General features: G+C 34.3%; 24 protein-coding genes. All 24 read right to left on the bottom strand.

Annotated features, from left to right (window positions below; translation table 11 throughout):
- Positions 1-3: 3 nt before the first annotated feature.
- The 24 genes from NRK67_12270 to NRK67_12155 all read right to left on the bottom strand — a co-directional run bounded on the left by NRK67_12270 (position 4) and on the right by NRK67_12155 (position 19449).
- Entirely contained in the window at positions 4-591 is a 588-nt protein-coding gene (locus NRK67_12270; protein UUV18058.1) for a hypothetical protein, read from the bottom strand.
- On the bottom strand, positions 591-1775 hold the full coding sequence (locus NRK67_12265) for a tail fiber protein (protein UUV18057.1): 1185 nt from the start codon (positions 1773-1775) through the stop codon (positions 591-593). The genes NRK67_12270 and NRK67_12265 overlap by 1 nt, the downstream gene beginning before the upstream one ends.
- Positions 1768-2373: a phage tail protein I gene (locus NRK67_12260; GenBank protein UUV18056.1), complete on the bottom strand. Its 606-nt coding sequence runs from the start codon at positions 2371-2373 to the stop codon at positions 1768-1770. The genes NRK67_12265 and NRK67_12260 overlap by 8 nt, the downstream gene beginning before the upstream one ends.
- Positions 2366-3463 carry a baseplate J/gp47 family protein gene (locus tag NRK67_12255; protein ID UUV18055.1) on the bottom strand — a complete coding sequence of 366 codons (1098 nt, stop codon included), beginning with the start codon at positions 3461-3463 and terminating at the stop codon, positions 2366-2368. Before NRK67_12255 ends, NRK67_12260 begins: the two co-directional genes overlap by 8 nt.
- Entirely contained in the window at positions 3456-3755 is a 300-nt protein-coding gene (locus NRK67_12250; GenBank protein UUV18054.1) for a hypothetical protein, read from the bottom strand. Before NRK67_12250 ends, NRK67_12255 begins: the two co-directional genes overlap by 8 nt.
- Positions 3756-4265 carry a phage tail protein gene (locus tag NRK67_12245; GenBank protein ID UUV18053.1) on the bottom strand — a complete coding sequence of 170 codons (510 nt, stop codon included), beginning with the start codon at positions 4263-4265 and terminating at the stop codon, positions 3756-3758.
- Positions 4266-4445: 180 nt separating this feature from the next.
- Positions 4446-4601 (bottom strand): hypothetical protein, encoded by a 156-nt coding sequence (locus NRK67_12240; protein UUV18052.1) that lies wholly within the window; start codon positions 4599-4601, stop codon positions 4446-4448.
- Between the two features lie 582 nt (positions 4602-5183).
- Positions 5184-5783 carry a phage baseplate assembly protein V gene (locus NRK67_12235; GenBank protein ID UUV18051.1) on the bottom strand — a complete coding sequence of 200 codons (600 nt, stop codon included), beginning with the start codon at positions 5781-5783 and terminating at the stop codon, positions 5184-5186.
- Positions 5783-6817, bottom strand: coding sequence for a hypothetical protein (locus NRK67_12230; GenBank protein ID UUV18050.1), 1035 nt, complete (start codon positions 6815-6817; stop codon positions 5783-5785). Before NRK67_12230 ends, NRK67_12235 begins: the two co-directional genes overlap by 1 nt.
- On the bottom strand, positions 6814-7029 hold the full coding sequence (locus tag NRK67_12225; protein UUV18049.1) for a tail protein X: 216 nt from the start codon (positions 7027-7029) through the stop codon (positions 6814-6816). Before NRK67_12225 ends, NRK67_12230 begins: the two co-directional genes overlap by 4 nt.
- A complete protein-coding gene (locus NRK67_12220; protein ID UUV18048.1) occupies positions 7022-9934 on the bottom strand; it encodes a phage tail tape measure protein in 2913 nt (970 codons plus the stop codon). The genes NRK67_12225 and NRK67_12220 overlap by 8 nt, the downstream gene beginning before the upstream one ends.
- Before the next feature lie 135 nt (positions 9935-10069).
- Positions 10070-10444 (bottom strand): hypothetical protein, encoded by a 375-nt coding sequence (locus tag NRK67_12215; protein ID UUV18047.1) that lies wholly within the window; start codon positions 10442-10444, stop codon positions 10070-10072.
- Positions 10445-10510: 66 nt separating this feature from the next.
- Positions 10511-11026 carry a phage major tail tube protein gene (locus NRK67_12210; protein ID UUV18046.1) on the bottom strand — a complete coding sequence of 172 codons (516 nt, stop codon included), beginning with the start codon at positions 11024-11026 and terminating at the stop codon, positions 10511-10513.
- Complete coding sequence (locus tag NRK67_12205) at positions 11026-12474, bottom strand: phage tail sheath family protein (protein ID UUV18045.1); 1449 nt, start codon at positions 12472-12474, stop codon at positions 11026-11028. Before NRK67_12205 ends, NRK67_12210 begins: the two co-directional genes overlap by 1 nt.
- Entirely contained in the window at positions 12474-12764 is a 291-nt protein-coding gene (locus NRK67_12200) for a hypothetical protein (GenBank protein UUV18044.1), read from the bottom strand. The genes NRK67_12205 and NRK67_12200 overlap by 1 nt, the downstream gene beginning before the upstream one ends.
- Positions 12765-12773: 9 nt before the next feature.
- A complete protein-coding gene (locus NRK67_12195) occupies positions 12774-13253 on the bottom strand; it encodes a hypothetical protein (GenBank protein UUV18043.1) in 480 nt (159 codons plus the stop codon).
- A gap of 10 nt (positions 13254-13263) precedes the next feature.
- On the bottom strand, positions 13264-14157 hold the full coding sequence (locus tag NRK67_12190; protein ID UUV18042.1) for an SPFH domain-containing protein: 894 nt from the start codon (positions 14155-14157) through the stop codon (positions 13264-13266).
- A gap of 18 nt (positions 14158-14175) precedes the next feature.
- On the bottom strand, positions 14176-14730 hold the full coding sequence (locus NRK67_12185; protein UUV18041.1) for a hypothetical protein: 555 nt from the start codon (positions 14728-14730) through the stop codon (positions 14176-14178).
- 72 nt (positions 14731-14802) lie between these two features.
- Positions 14803-15132, bottom strand: coding sequence for a hypothetical protein (locus NRK67_12180; GenBank protein UUV18040.1), 330 nt, complete (start codon positions 15130-15132; stop codon positions 14803-14805).
- Positions 15122-15433 (bottom strand): hypothetical protein, encoded by a 312-nt coding sequence (locus tag NRK67_12175; GenBank protein UUV18039.1) that lies wholly within the window; start codon positions 15431-15433, stop codon positions 15122-15124. Before NRK67_12175 ends, NRK67_12180 begins: the two co-directional genes overlap by 11 nt.
- 10 nt (positions 15434-15443) lie before the next feature.
- Positions 15444-16472: a major capsid protein gene (locus NRK67_12170; protein ID UUV18038.1), complete on the bottom strand. Its 1029-nt coding sequence runs from the start codon at positions 16470-16472 to the stop codon at positions 15444-15446.
- Positions 16473-16502: 30 nt separating this feature from the next.
- Positions 16503-16826 (bottom strand): hypothetical protein, encoded by a 324-nt coding sequence (locus NRK67_12165; GenBank protein ID UUV18037.1) that lies wholly within the window; start codon positions 16824-16826, stop codon positions 16503-16505.
- Between the two features lie 6 nt (positions 16827-16832).
- Entirely contained in the window at positions 16833-17951 is a 1119-nt protein-coding gene (locus NRK67_12160) for a Clp protease ClpP (protein UUV18036.1), read from the bottom strand.
- On the bottom strand, positions 17938-19449 hold the full coding sequence (locus tag NRK67_12155; protein ID UUV18035.1) for a phage portal protein: 1512 nt from the start codon (positions 19447-19449) through the stop codon (positions 17938-17940). The genes NRK67_12160 and NRK67_12155 overlap by 14 nt, the downstream gene beginning before the upstream one ends.
- Positions 19450-19452 lie beyond the last annotated feature (3 nt).

The raw sequence follows: 19452 nt of genomic DNA, 5'->3' as shown, positions 1-19452 counted from the left end.
CTCCTAATTGTAGTAGTAATTAATTCGATCTGATCTCTTAGGGTACATTCCTTCTATAGGGATATTTATATTAGTATAATTGCCAGGGACATCTTTCCAGGCTTTATGCCATACTTTTATATTAGCACTATCATCTTCAGTTAATGCCTCCTCTATCCCCATAAATATATTATTAGCAAGTTTATGATAGGCAGCATATTCTTTTTCCCTTTGAGTCCTGGCTTTTTCCTTCTCACTTTCCAGAGTAATCTCCCCTTCAGTAATATAGTCTTGCCTGGTTTTTTCAACTATTTGATCATCTACAATCTTTTGGGAGTAGCTGTCATATGAAACTATCTTTCCATTCATAAGAACTTCTCCGTCATTAAGGACCCTATCTCCTCTTTTTAGTTTTTCTTCTTCAGTAGCTTCCCTTATAGAATCTGTTTCTTCTAAATAAGTAATGAAATGAGGGAGATCTTCCCCGTAAAATTCCACTGCATTCCCTTCAAAATATTCCTCGTAGTTTTCAATTTTTGTTTCTGAAACTTCATACACTAAAGAGACACCCTCTTTTGCCTTTTCTCTATCAAGATATATGTAATTTTTCATTATGCTGTCCTCCTCCAAATATTAACTACTCTATATGGGTTCATGATATTAAATGCTGATCCACTTCCACTGCTTCCTGTAGTCCCAAAAATTGTATGGCTATGGTTACCTGTTGTAGAAGTATTGGGATTTTGATAATTTGTATATGGAGCTGAAGCCCCAGTATTATTTCCTCCAGCACTACTACACATGTAGGTAGTGAACCCAGCCCTTGTTGCCCCATTATGTCTACTTGTAGTAGTTCTTCTAGAACTTCCGTAATAATCTACATTTATCCCATGTGTATGTGCTGGCTGTGTATGGGCATGGTTATCTACTCTGTGCCTGTGATTTCCACCTTTATGATAATGATTCCCGGTAGTATTGGTAGTCCCGTAAAACCCGTGGGTATGGGCTGCCATATTAGCCAGTGTCAGTGCGACTGTTGATCTTCCCCCTTCTGTTCCTAAAGCATAACCATTAGAAGTACCCAACAGCACCCGGCCTTCCAATTTTGTCCATGTGGTCCCTGTCCACTTAGTTGCAGGATTAGAGGTAGATTCCGTTATCCAGTAATCTCCTACATCATATTTACATTCTACGGCTTTATCATAAGCTACTTTGACTGCTTTACTGGTAGCCAATGTATTTGAATCATCTGAGTTTACTGCATCGCTCTTATTTTTATTGAATCCATCGTTTTTAGTAAACTTATCTTCCTTAGTTGCAAGTCCATCTACAAGATCTTTTATAGTTGCATAGACGTTACTCTGGTCTATAACTGCATTGATAGTTGAAGCATTTGATATATAGGTGATAATATCTTCTACTCTCTCTAATGCTCCGCTGGATTCCCTTGGAATAAGATCCGGAGCAGCTGTATCACAATAGGAATATAGCACCTCTATACCGTCTTCACCCCTGGCAAAGATCCCTATTTCTCTCAAATAAGTGTCTTCAGTTATCCCCTTATTATTAAAGGCTACCCTTACCCTGTAATTACCTGCTTCTAAAACTGTTGTACTTGTAATACTTAAAGTTTTAAAAGTTTCTACAAGGGAGGTTAAATCTTCTTTATTTGTTTCTTCAGGAATAATCCCTTTTCCTATTTCTGCCTTGGTTATAGTGATAACCTCACCTAATATAGCTCGGGCTAATAGTTCTTTACCTTTATTTGTAAGTATTGTTCCTGTATATTTAGCCATCTATTCCTCCTAAATATTCTTCAAAATTCGAAGCTGTATTGGGATCTAATGGGATCTCCTCAAAAATAGATGAATGATATAGTGCAGAATAGTAATTTATTCCTTCCCACTGACTGCTGACTATTATCCCATCTAAAGAACTTCTCTCATTTTTTGTTCTATTAATTGATTTATATAACTCTTCTAACTTTTCACCTGTTGGTGCAGTATCTCCTACAACTTTAAAATGGTATGGATCTCCACCATATTGATACCATTCCAGTAGTTCAAAATCACCATGGATATCTTTAATTGTTTTCTCTACTGCATACCTGGTTCCCTTGGTTTTTCTGACAATATATGCAGTTTCAACTAAACTAGGTTTAATGTCTTTAGATAGTGTCTGTTCATAACCTTCAACTCTCCATTGATAAGCTAGTTCATCTAGGATAGGCTCATCCAATACCTTAAAATCACCATAGAGAAAAAGACTCTTTTCCCTGGTGTTAATCAGATCTAATTCTTCCTGGATAACCTGGATTAAAAGCTTTATCTCTTTATCTCCCTGAAGAAAATTAGGAAGAAGTCTCAGAATTGAAATATCATCTATTCTAATCATCTTCTACTCCTCCATATCTGATATTTAAATTTATTTCCTTGGCCACTTCAAATGAGTTAACAATTTTAAAAGTTGGAGATACAATGGTAACTCTTTTAGCTCCTGCGCTTCTTACTAAATATACTAACTCAGTAGGAGTTATATCTCTTTTTAGAGCTCCTTTTTGCCAGGTAACATATTCACTAACTGCCTTATTAACCTGTTCCTGGATCTCATTTACTAATCCTACATTTCGACTAGAAATATAGTAGGTAAAATCTATATCATAATCTATTTGGGTAGGTTTATTTACTACTAAATTATCAGTTAAAGGTCTCCTCTTATCTGCATTGCAAGTATCAAATACATCTTGGAGAACACTATCAGTAGGAAGTTCTCCTCCCTTCATTAGAGGTGTTATCCTGACTGTTCCTGGTGTAGTCATCTCTACATTTACATCGATGATTTCCTGATTAGCAGTCTTGGCCCAATAGATATACCCATCTCCTGGACCTGCAGTTGAAAATTTACTTGGAGCAGTTCGGATCCTTTCTTTTAAACTTTCATCTGATTCTATCTCAGCTCCTCCCTGGGAGATTTCCATATTTATTACCGATTTAAAAAACGGGAAAGGATCAACTATTTTATTAATTTCTCCCGGGAGATATCCGTTCCCGACTATCCCCTCTTCAGTACAAATAGCAATAACTTCTTTAATAGTTTCTCCCGGTTTAAATTCAAAATATGGTGTTAAGAAATACATATTATTCCCCGGTGTAACTCTTACTGGATTAACTCCTAAAAGATGCTCCTTTGCTTCTTCTATCTCAAATTTTAAGAGCACGCTTGCTTTTTTAGCACCTAACCTTTCTGTGTCTGTAAAGGCTCCCATCTCAGTGGCATAGTCTCCCTTTGTATACCTGAGTAAATTCATTTTAAGTCCTTCATTGGTGGTCTCATTTCTGATAAATAAAGAATAAGCAACTGTCTGCAGTAGCCATCTTCTTTCATCTGCTAACCCTAGTGAAACACCACTTAATTCTTCATATTTTTTAACCATCCTTCCGAGGATCTCTTCTGAACTTTCATTATGTATATTTAAATCATTCAATAATACTCACCTCCATGATGGGCTTTAAAGTTCCCCTTTGATGATCTGTTATATATTCAATCTTATGTATCTTTAATCTAGGTTCATATTTCTTAAACTGTGTTTGTATATTCATCAAGGCAGCACTCCTATTCAGTGGCGAATCCACTATATCTCCATCTATTCCAATACCCCTGGCTAGGATAACTTCTCCTATGACTACAGAAAGGATATTTCTTCCATTTTGAAGGATCCTATCTATTCCGGCAGCTTTTAAATTAACCTTATTTTGCGGCTCTAATTTATAGATCATCTATCCCTCACCTCTGTCTATCATTCCCTGGTTAAACCCTTGAGGAACACTTTTTTTCTTGGTAGCCTTTTTAGGTTTAATAACTATATCTGTATTTTTAGATATCATCTCTATATACTCTTCCAATGTAAGGGAAACGTCTATTTTTCTAACCTTCCCGCCATTGGTTATATACTCATATCCTGCATCATAGGAAGTGATGACATACTGGCCGGCTCCTATAGGCTTATTCCCCAGACTAAAATCTAGTGTTTCACCAGTATTTTTATATAGATCTAATTTCTTTAAAAGTTCCTGTGGATCTACTCCAAAGTCACTCCTAAGAGTCATTTTAAAAGTAAGAACATCTGTTTTTAGATCTATAAATTCCAGAGCAGGTTTTTGTCCTTTCCGGTTATGTTTCTCATAATTAGCACCACCACTTAACTTTAAGTTGGTAAAGTTTAATATTTTCTTATTCTTCCCATCAAAGGAGACTTCAAAGGGAATATCTCCTAATCTTCCTATCATTGTTGTCACCTCATTTTTAAATAAAAAAACCTCAGACATTTAATATCTGAGGTAACTTATATATTGAATTTGTTATAGGATTTTATTGACTTTTCCTAGTTTTAGGATTATAATTACATTGAGAATTGAGTATCAACAACTTGCTACAGAAAGAGAGAAAGGCTGCAACCTTTCTCTCTTTTATTTTTTACATAATTTTTTAATAATAAATCCGCCTATATTTTTTTCTAATTCTTTACCTTTTTTAAATTTAAAATAATTTCTTATAGTAGGACTAATAACTCCGATAATTAGGTATAATGCTAAAACTAAAATAATTGTTAATTTTATATTCATAAAATCAAACCTCCTCATTTTAAAATTTAAGCAAGGGATAGAAGCTGCAACTTCTATCCTTTAGTGATCACTTCCTAGCTTCAAACCAGTCGATCCATGCACGAATTTCTTTCGAAATTTGTGGTGAGACTGCTATTAAAGCTACAAGAATTGATATCCACATCAAGTATCACCTCCCTTGCTACATTTATAGAATACTATGCTTCTTATTCTTTAGTAAAGGGATTTATTTTAATCCTATATAAATTTCCTCAGATATTAAATTGTCAAAGTCCTTACTCTATTTTTTATATTGTTATCGCCTCGATTTCGTAAGTAACGAAATATTAATTGCGAATTTGACTTTTTGAAATTTATGAGAAATACTCTAAATGAACTCATAGTTTCAACTTTCCTTTAAGTCCTGACACCTCATAGTCAAGACTTTTAATTGCTAAAACATTTAACAAAAATAAATTTGATTTTTGTTTATTTATAGTGAAGAATCCAGATGAATAAGATAATTTTTTGTTCGGTGCGAAAGCACCTCCTTCTAGTAAAAGCCTTGATTGACTTTATCAGGGCTTTTGCTATGTAAAAATACTATTCTGGTACTGTAGTTGGTCTATTTTCTGCATCTTTATGTTTATGGAGGTCTACATCTCCTTTAGGAGTAGTAAGTTTTGTTACTCCTACTTCTTCAGCTGTGACATTCTTGGCAGTTGTTATTGCATCTATATTTAATGAAGTTCCTGCAATAGAAGTAGCTTTTGAATTAATAGTTAGTTTGTCTGTAGTCATCACTATATTTTTAGAAGATATATTTACGTTATTAGCTCCCTTTATATCTATATCTCCTACACAATCAACTTCTAATAGGTGGCTTTCGAAGTTATATTTAATCTTAGTTCCATCTGGAAAGATAATATATTTCATCTTCCCGGAATCTTTAGGTAAATTCTTTTCAGTTGAATAACTCCCTAAAATAAAGCCTGCTGCTTCATTTGAGCCTGGTAAGAATATACAAACTACATCTTCTTTAAGACTGGGCATTGAGTAACTTCTTTCTTTGTTAGTGTGATCTGTTAAAACTTGTAAAGGTTTAGATATTTCTCCAGGAGTATCATCAAACTCTACCCTTGCTGTAGTATCCCTATAACTTATAGATGATACCTTTCCAGTCCTTAAAAACCTAAACTCCATTAAAAGTCCAACCTCCTTCTCATTTCTAAACTGCAGATATATTCTCTGGTAATATCATGAGTAACTGAAGTTATTAGATACACCCCATCATACCTTCCAAATCCTAAATTTTTAGCTGTAAGACCTGCTAAGTATTCCGGATCTCCCATATGAGATATTTTCATTTTTGTTTCATTTTTATTCATGTTCCTAAGTATCTTTTTTGCTCGTTCATTTAAAAACTTTTCTTTCTCTTCCTTTGTTGTCCCTGTAACTTTTGTATCTATATTCTTATAGAGAATCTTACCTGTTTTTACTTTATAGAAAGAACTTGTAGGGGCTTCATATTTACCCTTTAAGAGCTCTCCTAAAATTGGGTCATAGAATGTGAGTTCACATCCGTCATAGACCTCTAGGTCATCACATTGAAGATCATATCTCTCCAGATCTGATTTATTAAAAGTAATAACCGTTTCTTTATCTTCATATGTTTTTTCATCAAAAAGGATAATTTTATCCATAGTTATCTTTAAGGCCATCCCCTGTTCTTTTGAGAGCCTGGCTAGTAAACTAGCATCTGATTCTTTTAATTGATTTACCTTATCAAAGGTAAACTCTTCAGGACAGTCATAGAATAGATCCATGGAATAATTCTTTGATATTTCCTGTGCTATTTCTCTTAGGGATACATTCTCCCAAGTATTATCTTTTTTTACTCCTTTAAGATCTTTAGTTATATCTATAGAAGTTGCTGAGATACTCATGGTATCTGGAGTTCCAGAAAAAGAAAGGTCATCTATGGTAAATGTCCCACATTTTAAACTCCTATTATCTCCTTCATTTCTCCAGTTAATTACTCCTATCTCAACTTTTAGTTTATCTCCCTTTAAGATAGCCCATTCCTTAATCCATCTATCACCTGAGAGATTAAGAGTCACACTATCCCCTTTATCCAGGTTATCTGTGTATGAGAATCCTTTGATATATGAAGAGATATCTCCTGTGATGTCTTTTCCTTCATAGGTTATAGTTAAATATGTTCTCCTGGATATCATGGCTGCCTCCAAGGTGGAAGGGATAAGTTTTTAGTATTAGGAATATCTGGACATATCAGTTCTATCCCACCACTGAAGATAGCTATATTCATATATCTGGGATTAGATCTTATTAATGATTTAGAGAATTTATCTTCTCCATATACTTTGAAACTAATATTGTCCCAAGTATCTCCCTGGATAGTTTTGTATATATCCACTTCTCTAGTCAAAAGCTGTCCTCCTTTCAAATTTAATTCCTTCTGCTATTGCTTCTTTCACCATTTTTTTTACTAATTTCGCTAGATCTTCATTTGAGCTTTTTAATAATTCGCCTATGTTTTCCATGTTCCCTATGATTGTAGGTTTGTTCTCAATATTAAGTTCAAATTTATTCTCTATACTTGTCTTTAGTATTTTTTCTTTAACGGTAGAAGCTAAGGCAGGAATTCCTTTCCCTGCAAACATACCTAACTTATTTCCTGCGTTATACCATAGATTTTTAGATTGCTTACTGCCATCATGAGGAATAATTGATTCAGGAGTTTTCCCGTCCCCTACTAATGCTAAATGAGGATTACTTACTACTCCGCCTTTTGCATAGGCAGGACCTTTCCAGTTACCAGATAAAGAAGAGTTTGATGATTTAACTTGCTTAAGAGGAGGCATCTCATTTGATTTTTCCCCTTTAATTTTTTTCCAATAACCATAAAGTTTTTTTATACCTTTAATCCACATTCCTAAAGGAGAATATTCAAAGATCTTACTTATTGGACTTTCTTTGAATTTATTCCATAACTCTACAGTTTTAATTTTTACTTTATTCAATCCAGCCTTTACTTTATCCCAGTTTTTGTATATTAAATATACTCCTCCTGCTAATGCTACAAAGGCTAATCCCCATGGGGAGAATAAAAGTGCCATTCCTGACTTCCCTAAAGATAACATCCCGCTTCCTAAAGTTTTTAATGAGCTCCCTGCTATAGAAGCACCTGCTTTTAATGCTTCAAAATATCTTTTACTGTTAGTTGTTAGGAAGTTCAAAGCAGTACCACCATGGGTTTTAATTCCAGTAAATAAGGATTTAAATTTAGTCTTATGTTTATTAAGTATAGGACCCCATTGTTTCCATTCTTTAATTTTTTTACCTGCAGACATAAAAGCCTTATAGTCATCTTTCATTTTAAATACCTGTTCTAACCCTAACCTGGCTCCACCTGAAGCTAATCTTAATCCTACTAATCCTGTAATACCATAGGCTACTGCTTTAGACATTTGGGGGTGTTCATCTGTAAAAGAATTGATACCATCAGTTAGGGAAGTTATCCCGGCTGTAGTAGATTTAATAGCCGGTAACATTAAACTTGTAAATGACATAACTAGTTGTCTACTAGATCTTATAGCTACTTTCATTGAACTGGCAGTTGTATCCATCTTATTTTTTAGTTCCGACATGGAACTGCCGGAATACCCGGCTTTGTCTTTAACTAGTTTTAGATTCTCTCCTAAAAATTTTAAATTGTCTGTTAAGAGGGGAACTGTAGACAGAGCCTCTTCACCGAATAGCTGCTTGGTTACTGCCAGCTGTTCTGATTTATCTAATTGTTTTATCTGTTGAAATACTTTAAACATCGTTCCGGTAGCATCATCTTGTAGTTCTACACTTAGATCTACTGGATCTAAACCTAGCTTTTGTAAAGCTTTAAGTTTCTCCCCGCTAGCTGAAGCCCCTGCACTTAGAGTACTAAATACCTTTTGTAATCCTGTGGCTGCTCTTCCAGTATCAGAAACTCCTAATGCTACTAAAGTTCCCCCTAAAGCTGCTGTTTCAGCTTCAGAAAAATTAGCTATCTTACCTAAACTTCCAACTCTTGTTGTCAGCTCTGCAATCTGTGCAGGAGAAGCTTTTATCTGAGCTCCCAGATAGTTCATCTTATCAGCAAGATTTATTACTTCACCCTGGGTCATCTTAAATGATTGTCTCCAGGTAGCCAGCATATCTCCTGCCTGACCTGTCTCCATATCAAAGGCTACAGATACCATGGCTGTATCTTTAGTAAACTTTGTCAGTTCATCCATCTTTATACCGGCTTGACCTGCTGCAGCTGCTATCTCATAAATTTGATTATTAAATAAAGGTAGTTCCTTTGTTGCACTAAGAATATCTCTTTTAAATTTAAGAGCTGCTTCACCTTGCAATCCGGTAGTTTTCTTTACATCTGCAAAGGCAGATTCATCATCTATTGCAAACTTAACTCCTACACCAAGAGCTACTGCCTGGCCGACACCTCTATAAAGAGAATTTCTTCCTTTTTCCTTATTGGAGGCTCTAAACTTTTTAAATCTTTCTTGGTTTTCCTGGTATAAGGCTTTTTTCATCTCTTTTGATAATCGAATCTGTTCCTTATATCTTTTGGTCATCTCATTACTTCTAGCCAAAGTATTTTGTCTTTTGGAGACCTGGCTTATTTGCTTAGAAAGCTCTTCTTGGCTTCTGCCATATTTATTTGTTTCCTGTTTAACTGACTTCATTTCACGCATCATATCAGTCAATGATTTTCGTTCTTTCTCTGTACTATCCCTTAGTTTATCTTCAGCTAATTTAGCCTTTTTAAACTCATTAATCATTTTCTTGGTAGGGTTAGATGTTTTTTCTATTACTGTCTTCAATCTTTTAGTTTTTTCTGCTGCCTCAAGTAAAGACCTTTGCTGCTCTGAGTAAGTTTTTCTCCCTTGAATGAATTGAGTTTCCAGCTTTTTACTTTTGGTTTCTAACTTTGAGATCTCACGGCTGGTAGTTTTAAGTTTTTTCATCTCTATACTTAATTTTTCTACTTCCTCAGCTGATTCAGATAATTTCTTGTTATTAATTTTAGATAATTCTTTTTGATACCTTCCTATTTCATATCGTACTTCTGTGATATTATTAGCTCTAAAATTTTTCATGTGTTTGTTAAGCTTTTTTTGTTCTTCACTGAGATTTCTAATCCCTTTTGAGTTTTCGTTAAAATTTATTTTTTTTAACTTTTTCATATGGTTGCTTAACTTTTTTACTTCTTGTGAACTTTTAGTAAAACTAGTTTTTAATGAGGAGGCAACCTTCCCTCCTATTTCTATTACAAAATTTCTATTGCTCATTAGGGATCGCCTCCAACCAATTAACCAATTCTTCTAATCTCATCCTATAGAAAAAATCAGCTCCACTCTTTGTTAGTTTACCTGCCATTAGGATAGATTCTCTTAAGTTCTTAATCTTTTCTTTGGAGTTGAGATCTACCCTAGCAAGAAACCCTTGGTACATTCTGTTACTATTTTAAAGTCTTTAGATTTTAATTCTAAAATTGCTTCAAATGGTAATCCTGAAGCTTTCGCTGCAATAGCTCCTTGATATGCCGTTGAATAATTTGTATCTGGTAATGGAGTATAAAATCTTCCTAATGCATCACTTTCAGCTTCACAGATATCAACTCCAGTAAGACCATTGAAATTTAATTCAAGCTTCTTTATTATTTCATCATTAAAATTAATAGAAGTTCCCAGAGTAATAATTACAATCTCATTTTTTATCTCTAAGTTTGTTTTTCCTTTGACTTCTTTTATTTCTTGTTTTGCTTCTACTTCTTTATTTTCAGTTATTACATTTTCCATTTGACCTCCTTAATGGTTTTAATTATTTTTGTTTTTTTTAATTTATATTATTTAATTATCGGTCTTTTATAGAAAATCGTCATTATCAAGATAATTGATCCCATCTACTACAAATTTATTGTTAAGTTTATCTATATGAAGTGTTTCTACCTCATCTATAAATACTCTTAAACTAATTACTTCAAATTCACTCTCTGTATCCATAGCTTTAGCTGTCTCTGCTTTCCCTAAGTTTTTATTCTTAGGAGTCACCTTAGCCATAATTCTAATTTTTCTATTTCTCATCCTTCCTATTGGGCTTCCTGGATCAGCCATTTGAAGATTACCTCTAAAAGCAAGCTGATGAGTAATGGGGGCAAGAAGTGTTGTAAATTGGCTGTTAACTGCTCTTTTCTTTATTTTCATCCCCATAGATTTAGTTAACCCGGCAATAGGAACTTCTAACTCTCCTGCTATTCCAGAACCTGTAACTGTATCGGTCATAAATTGGATATTAGGGAGCTCTAAATCTACAACTCCCACTTCTCTTAATGCATTCATATACATACTAAATCCCTGTAGGGATATTGGAAATCCATTCATTACTTACCACCTCCAAATAGTTTCTTTAAGTATTCTGTATCATACTCTAGAGCTGATTCTATCTTTTCTGCTACTCCAACTGGTGTCATATATCTTTTAAAGTTATACTTTCCATCCATTAACTTAGTAGTAGGATTATCTTGCTTATTAAACTCTATCCTTCCGCCTAAAATAGCTCCTGTAGTTACCAATCCATTGTAGTAATCGTTATAGCTGTCTACTATCTTATCCATGAGCTTATTATTTGCCGGCTTATCTACATCTAACCAATAAGTCAGAGTAAAATTATTGTTATCCCAAATAAACATTCTCTTACAAGAGATTGTATTATCTTTGATATCTCTATTAGCCGGGTAACACCCAGTTCTATTTCCCCATAGTCTCCAACCTGCATTAAAATTAATAGAAGTTGCTATTCCATTATCATTTAAGTAATCAGCCTGGGTTAATAGAAGATCTACTTCGGTTTTATTCTTCAGACAGATCCCTGTGATATTAAGAGGTTTATTTGATGGTGATTCATAAGGAATATCTCCATTTTTAGTATCTACTGCATACATAGAAGCGGCTGCTAAAGTAGAAATATGATAAAGAGTTTTATCTATTAATCCCATTGGCCAGAAGTTATACAAGTTTTCATGAATATAACTATTATCGTTTTTCCATGCTGTGACCTTGTTGTACTTATCTATAGTAGTTGAATCTATGTCGGCTAATGCTATGCCGGTAAAGACCTCATTGATACTTTTCATAGCTGATACCAGGGATGTCATTACCTTACTCTTATCTGTCCATCCAGGGGCTAATCCGATATTAGGGACTTTATTATATTTAGGGAATATTTGATTTATTAAAGATATCCCTTTAGTAACAAGAGTAGTTGTATCAATCCCACCGATAATATCTGTTTCAGTTACTAAACTTGGTTTTAATTTGTCATAGCTGACCTTTCCTGTGTTAAGTGTCCCTGCTAAAGCAGTATCTGTAATTATGATGCTCACAGAGCCATCCTCGTTAAATACCGCTGTATATTTATCTTTAGGAACCACAGTATCATCAGATTGCTTTAAAGCTAAACTAGGTAATAGGATCCCTTTATCTGTGATGGTTCCTTTTTTCTTAGTAAATGTAATAGCTGTATCTGCCACTGCTTCTTTGTGAGTAGCAGGGTCTAAGACATTTATAAAAACTACCGGTCCTACTTTGAATAGCCTGAAGAACACATCTATAGCTTCACAAAGAGTATAGTTGGCCCAATCATCTGAATACCCAAAGGCTTCTATTGCTTCTTTTTCTGAATAGCAGAGAACCGGGGTATTTATCTTAGGTGACTTTGCTAAATTTACTGGTGCAGTTCCTATAATTACTGCACAATTACCACTTTCTATTACACTAGCCATAGAGGTAGAAGTTTCACTTGTTTTTACTCCATGATTTATAGTTCCCATTAGTTCATTACCTCCTCTACTGCCTTATTAAAAAGGATATTTATTACAGTTCCTGGTTGATTTATTTCATTAAAAGCTGTTACATATTCATCTTCTGTAACAAACATAGGAACTATAGATGGATATTTTACTTTTAATTTTTCTACTTCTTCAGGAAGATCTCCTATAAATACAGTCCCCTTATCTAAAATACCTCTTTGAACTCCTGGTCCCACATAAAATATACTTTCTTTTTTTATCTCTTTTGGTTCTTCTATTTTTTTCTTTTTGGTTACTTTTTTTACTGCCATCATTCCTCCCTACAAATAGTCATCTTGTGGCTGCGTTACTGCTATTTCAAATGAACATTTAGTCTCACCAAGATAGTATGGTGTTTTCACTGCACCAAAGACTTCATGTTTCATAGATCTTTTGAGAATTCCAAATTCAAAGTTTGTATCTTTAAAGAAATCTTCCCTGATCTTATCTATTACTGAGAGGGTATCCCAGTGTCCCGTTGATAGTGCTTCTTTTTCTATCTCTGGATCATTTCTGCCTTTTCTACTAGCTCCAATAGTTGCGTATAGGATACTAACATCGACATTACCGCTCATTTGTTCATCCTGGACATTAGTTGTTTGGATTAGTATATATGGTTTCCCTCTCACTGTGTCCATTGGTAATATACCGGTAACAACTATAGGAATAACAGGATTCCCTTCATCATCTATTAACTGAATACCTTTTATCGCATTTTCAAGTCTCTTTTTAATTTCTTGTTCTAAATTTCTTATAGACATAAACGCCTCCTTAGTTTCTAATATCTATTAGTGGATTACCTCCAGAAGTTACTTTAGGCAGCTGCCCATCCCACCTTAAGGTTTGTTCATATTTAATTAATTCACTGGATAAAGATTTTTTCTTAAGATCGTTAGCTTTAGCCTGGGCTTTAGCTACAGTTAATATTTTCTCTGCTTCAGCTGTTGCTTGAATTAATTTAACTTTAGCTTTTCCTTGTTCCTGGATAGCATTTCTTTCAGCTTCAATTTGAGCTTTTTGTTTCTCTATCTTTTGTCTTTCTAACTCTTGTTGGGTATTTACTCTTTGCTGTATAACAGTTGCTGTAGCAGGATCTAACCCTATTCTTGAGAAATTTACAGATTCAATGATTATCCCATCTTTAGCAAACTTATCTTTGATATGCTGGTAGGTCCCTAAATTTAACTCTGCCCGCTTAGAACCATAAATATCAAGGACACTAAATTTAGAAGTTACTTCAGATACATATGCTTTTATCTTTACTCTGGTATATGTGTTTTGAATAATGTCTCCGCTTTTACCTTTAAACCTTGTAAAGATCTTAGCCACCTTATTTTCATCATATCTATATGAATACTCTAAATCTACATTAACCATCTTTCCATCTGAGGTAGGGACCATAAACGAATCATTATCTTCAGATCCATCCCTTTCATCTGCAGATAAATATGCCTGTTCTGTTCCTATGGTATATTCAGTTACATTTTTAAATGGATTGATAAAGTTGTATCCTTGTGTTAATACCTTTTCTTGGACTCCTCCATTAGGGCTGTAAACAACACCTACATAACCTGCAGATATTCTGTGACATGATTTAAACGTCATTAATATGGCCATAATTACTATCACTACTACTGCGCTAAACTTTTTTCCATCAACTATCATTTTTGTCCTCCTAATTTTTTATTCTTCAAAGAAATCATTTAATTTAATTTCAAATTCATTCTCTAAGTCTTCATTGATAAATTTTTCTATAAGTTCCGGGTTGTGTTCTATCATTCCGCCAACACTGTATCCATACTGCCTTTCAATAGCTTTTCTGAATTTAGATTCTGTAAATAAACGCCTGAATACCATTATATTTCCTGGCTGATTCCTAGGAGACCGAAGAAATGCTCTTTTTAGATCTACCAATCCCCCGCTTCTTCTCAATCCAATTTTAATTGGTCCATCATCCGGGACATCTACCCTAAAGTTTTGTAAGCCGTAATGATCTTTCTTTCTATTATTTGTTAACTCAGCTGTTGTCTTCTGCAAAGTAGCCTTCTTCATGGAGATCCCTGGATTAACTTTATCTTTATTGATATAGAAATCTTCTATAATCCTATCTACTATGTACCTTTTCGCTCTTTTAGCAGTTTGATTTGATGCCTTAGAAACCACTTCTTCAACACCATCTGTGATACCTTCTAATTCTTCTATAATTTTCTCTAATGCTTCGCTCTCGAATTCAATCATAGGTTTCACCTCTTGTATTTCGTAACTTTCGAAATTAAAAAATAAAACTAATTTCGGGAGTTACGAAATTGATTATTTATAATTAGTAATAAGAGATATCCTAAAGGTATTTCCTTTGTCTTCAATGTCTATGACTTCATATGATTCATCGTTCAAATTTACCGTACTGTTTATATAAACATCATTTGGGAAATCTTCCTTTTTCATTGAAAGAGTAATCCCTCCATGATAGATACCTGCTTCACTGTATCTATCATTATTCTTTCCTTCATACTTTTTATTGAATTCTTCAGATGATTTTACAGCTATAATCTCATTTCCTTCAAAGGTAACCTTTTCTCCTATTTCATCCGGGTCAAATAGAAGGTCTAGATCCTCATCCATCATCTCTTTAAAGTTCATCTTCAGCTTCCATGATGGCTTCTATGATCTCAGCTTTTTTAGTTACCTCTAATTGAAGTTCCATGTCCGCTGCCTTTTCTTTTAATTCCGGAATAGTTAAGTCAACTAATTCTTTTCTTCTTTTTTCTTCCGCTAGTTCTTCAGGAGTTTTCTTTTCTAGAGGAAGAGATTTTATCTCTCTTACAAAATCATTTTTAATTAGATCTGCTGCATCTTTATCATCTAACTCTATAACCGCACCTGGCTTATACTTTTTCCCTTTATATTCAATTGCTGTTAATTTAACTTTACATTTTTTCATTGTTACCTCCCTATATTACTTTAGCTGCAACCCAGCCTTGAGCATCTTCCGGTATGATTAATGGTGAAGATTTTAATTCTAACAGGTCTGTATTTCCTTCAGATGAAGGAACCGTTTTTACTGCTTCTTTACCAACAAAGATCTTAGATTTATCTGTTAGCTTCTCTCTGAATGGAAAACTTCCATAATTTACTCTAAAGCTCTTAGCTTTAAAGTATAAAAGTGTTCCAGCCGGTAAGATTGGTTCTTCAGTTGTTTTCCCATGCTCCTTTGCCCAGTCCATATATGAATAGATCTTAGTATCTATCTCTGGGATATACCCAATATATGAAACCCCCGGTTCCTTCTCCTTTGGGTTAAGATCAATCAGAGTACTATTCAGAACCTTTATCTTTTCCATAAGAACTTTGTTATTAATAATACATCTAGCTACATCTGGTGTAACTATCACAGTATCCACAACATTCCCTGTATTTTTTTGAACTTCTAATTTTTGCTGACTTAACCATCCAGAGATATCTGAATCTTCCGCATCGAACTTATCTGATCCTGTTAATACTTTTAAAGCAAAATCTCCATATTTAATACCTTCTTTACCATCTCCCATGGGATAGATACCGCTTATCAATAGTTTAGACAGCGCCCATATCTTAGTTCTATGAGTAATACTCTTTAAAGTTTTTAAATCATCTGCTACCTGTTTCTTTATGATCTTATTCAGATCTTTTTTTCCGGTAACATAGATACCCTCGCCAAATTGCTGTTGATATGCTGATTCAGCACTTGCAGGTATCTTTAACGTAATAAAGGGAGGCTTATATCTTTCAACTGCAAACCCTTCTCTTTCAATAAGAATTCCGTTAGACATAGGACCTACAAATGCTGCTCTTACCCTTCCATTATCCTTTGAGTGGATCTCTATCTCCTGGACTACCTCCTCTATTTCTTTACCAATCATGATATTCCACAGGAAATTAACTGGTCTTTTTATTCTCTCTATTGTTGCTGTTATCTTTCTTGCGCTATATGGTCCTGCCATTACTAATCACTCCTTTTGTTATTTAAATTTTTATCTCATATAGATATTTTTAGGAATACCATGTATTCTTATCTTTTCTATATCTGTAGCCTCTTCTTTGATAACTCCATTTTTATAGAACATTCCGCTAACATAAACCATTGCTGTTTCAGCTGTTGTTACTACTACATCCTCACTTAATACTCCAAAGAACTTAGTCTCATCTGTACACTTTGATAGTTTCAAAGTGGCAGGATCCAGTTCTAAGAGCATTCCTCTGGTATAAGTTCCCGGGGTAAATCCCATAGACTCAACCAGATAGGGAACTACTCCTCCGGCTTTCAGGTTCTCAGGTGTTATTACTTCTTTAACCATTTAAAATCACTCTCCTAATTCTTCTCCATTGGCTAACGCTACTATTTCATCAATTTCATCTGCTTCTTGTTTATCAGCAATCTCTTGCTTAGTCATTCCATCTAATACTTGATCTTGGGCTCCCCCATCTTTTGCATCATCAATTTTATTTAGTAAGATCTGCATCTTATTTTCAGCTTTAGATTGAGTTTCAGTATTTTTAGGCTGAGCTGCCATCTCCTGAAGGATATCAGTCATTAATTCCTGGTTAGTCGCTTCTAAAGGAGTTTCAAATTTGGCTTTCTGGATACATTCTAATGATCTTCCTGCTCTTTGTTCTATTGTTTCTAAATTTTGAATCCTTTCTCTTTCCTGGTTAACTCCTACCTGAACTATTTGCTTATATAGATCTGGGTATTGTTGCATTAATTGGTTTAAATCCATCTTCACATCTCCTTTTTTATTTAAATTATTTTGGTTTACTGGTTTAGTCTTAGGTATATGTTTCTTTTCTAAAAAACTATTTAGATTTTTAAATTTAGAAACATCTACAGATATATTCTTTCCACACATTAGGATATTTTTATCAAAATACATTTGAGGTTCAATATCATCTTCTATATGACTAATAAATCCAAAGCCCTTAGCTTCATCAGCAGTCATCCAAGTTTCATAATCCATTTTTTCTATCAACTCTTCCCGTGTGAGGTTTACTTTGGTTAGATATGCGCCAATGGAAAGTTCTTTTAATTTATCAAGATCATCTGCTTTCTTTCTAAGTTCCTTGGCACCTCCGCTAATTGATGGTGAATAAGGATTATGGATCATCATCATGGCAGTTCTTCCCATGTTGATCGTATCTCCTGCCATAGCTACTACAGTAGCAATAGATGCACAAATTCCATCTACATATATATTTTTTTTAGCTTTATGTCTTTTCAAACTATTGTATATAGCTGCTCCGGCAAATACTCCGCCTCCAGGAGAGTTGATCCTAACATCTATCTCATTTATATCTTCTAGTTGATCTAACTCCCGATTAACATCTTCTGAGGTTACATCAGCCATCCAACCTTCCCCTATGACACCATAGATTCTCATCTCTGCTTTCTTATTTCCTAACATTAGTACATTAAGTAAGCTCATTTGTTTCACCTCCTTTTGTTTTATCTTTTTTAGATTTTCCATTATTTACTAATCCATATTTTTTCATCTTCTTTACCTCTCGACCTCTCTGCTCGATGTTATCATCAATATCACTGCCGTTGATCTCCATACTTTCTCGTCCGCTTGTACTTAGATTGTTTTTAATTCTAAGTTCTGCAGCTTTAACTTCTTTTAAAGGATCTAATGACCCCTGAGCCTGTCCAAACCACTGGGTTTTCTGATATGCCTTTCTTTTAAAGGGATCTTCATATCCAGGAAGATCTATATAGTCCATGGCTACACAATAGTCTAAAAACTCCTCATAGATAGGCTGCATAAAATCATCTGTAAACCATTGTCTTTTAGCTTTTAACATCTTCCATGATTCTAATAGAGCTCCCTTTGAAGCTGAATAGTTATTAGAAAACTTTAGTAATAGCTGCTCTGGTGCTAACTCTAAAGAAGCGCCTATATGAGTACTCATAGTTTCCATAAACTTGGTAAATCCTGAATTAGGCCTGTTAGAATCAGGAAATTTAATCTTTTGCCCGGGAGCCATTTGACTTATAATCCCGCTTTTTAAAGTTGCATGTTTACCATTTATGATTCTAAAAGGACTTTGCTGTTTGGTTTCTTCAGTTTCATTTTCTACAAAGGCTGCAAAATATGAATTAACAGTAGCTGCCATAAGTTCTGCATGGGTAAACTTTCTCATTTGATGGAGAATCTCAAGGACTGGTGCTATTAATGGAACTCCTCTTCTCTGACCTATCCTCTCTTTTTCCATAAGGACCAACAAATTTTTCCTTCCAGTTTTATTCCCATGGACCTGGATCTTAGTAGTTTCAGAACCAGTTTTATTCTTTTTAAAGTGATAAGCTGTTATTATCCCGTTTTTATCCTTTTCTACACCGTTTTTTATGTCTTTATCTCCAACATCTGAAGGATTAATACAACTAGCCGGATCTAATAACCTTACTTTTAATCCAAATAGCTCTCCTGGATTAAGTTTAAATGATAAAGCTGCGAAACATTCACCATCTATTAATGCTGTTAAGATAGCTAATGATTGAATATGACTTAGTTTAGATTGCCTTCCCCAATCACATTCAGTTGATTCCGCCCACATTCTCCATAAATTCTCTATATTTTTTTCTATCTCTTCTTTTTTCTCTTGCTCCAGGTTTAGAATATTGTTGTCTATAGATGCTTTTAGCTTTATCCCTACACCTACAACGTTGGATCTAATTCTCTTGATAGCTCCATTTGCTATGGCATTACCCATATATTCATCTCTAGATCTAGCCATAAGAGTTTCTTTTGATTCTCCTATATCCACATCAGCACTATTTATCTCATCATCATAATCCATAGCATTTTGTGTTCCTGCCCCATGGTTATGATACTGAAAAACTTCTTTACTTTTATGTAAAAACGTCTCTGCTCTTATCTTCATAGATCCCATTCCAGAAACCATTTTCTTAAATGATATTTCCATCTG

Source organism: Fusobacteria bacterium ZRK30, from assembly GCA_024628785.1.
Lineage (GTDB): Bacteria > Fusobacteriota > Fusobacteriia > Fusobacteriales > Fusobacteriaceae > Psychrilyobacter.
This window is presented reverse-complemented; position numbering and strand designations above follow the sequence as displayed.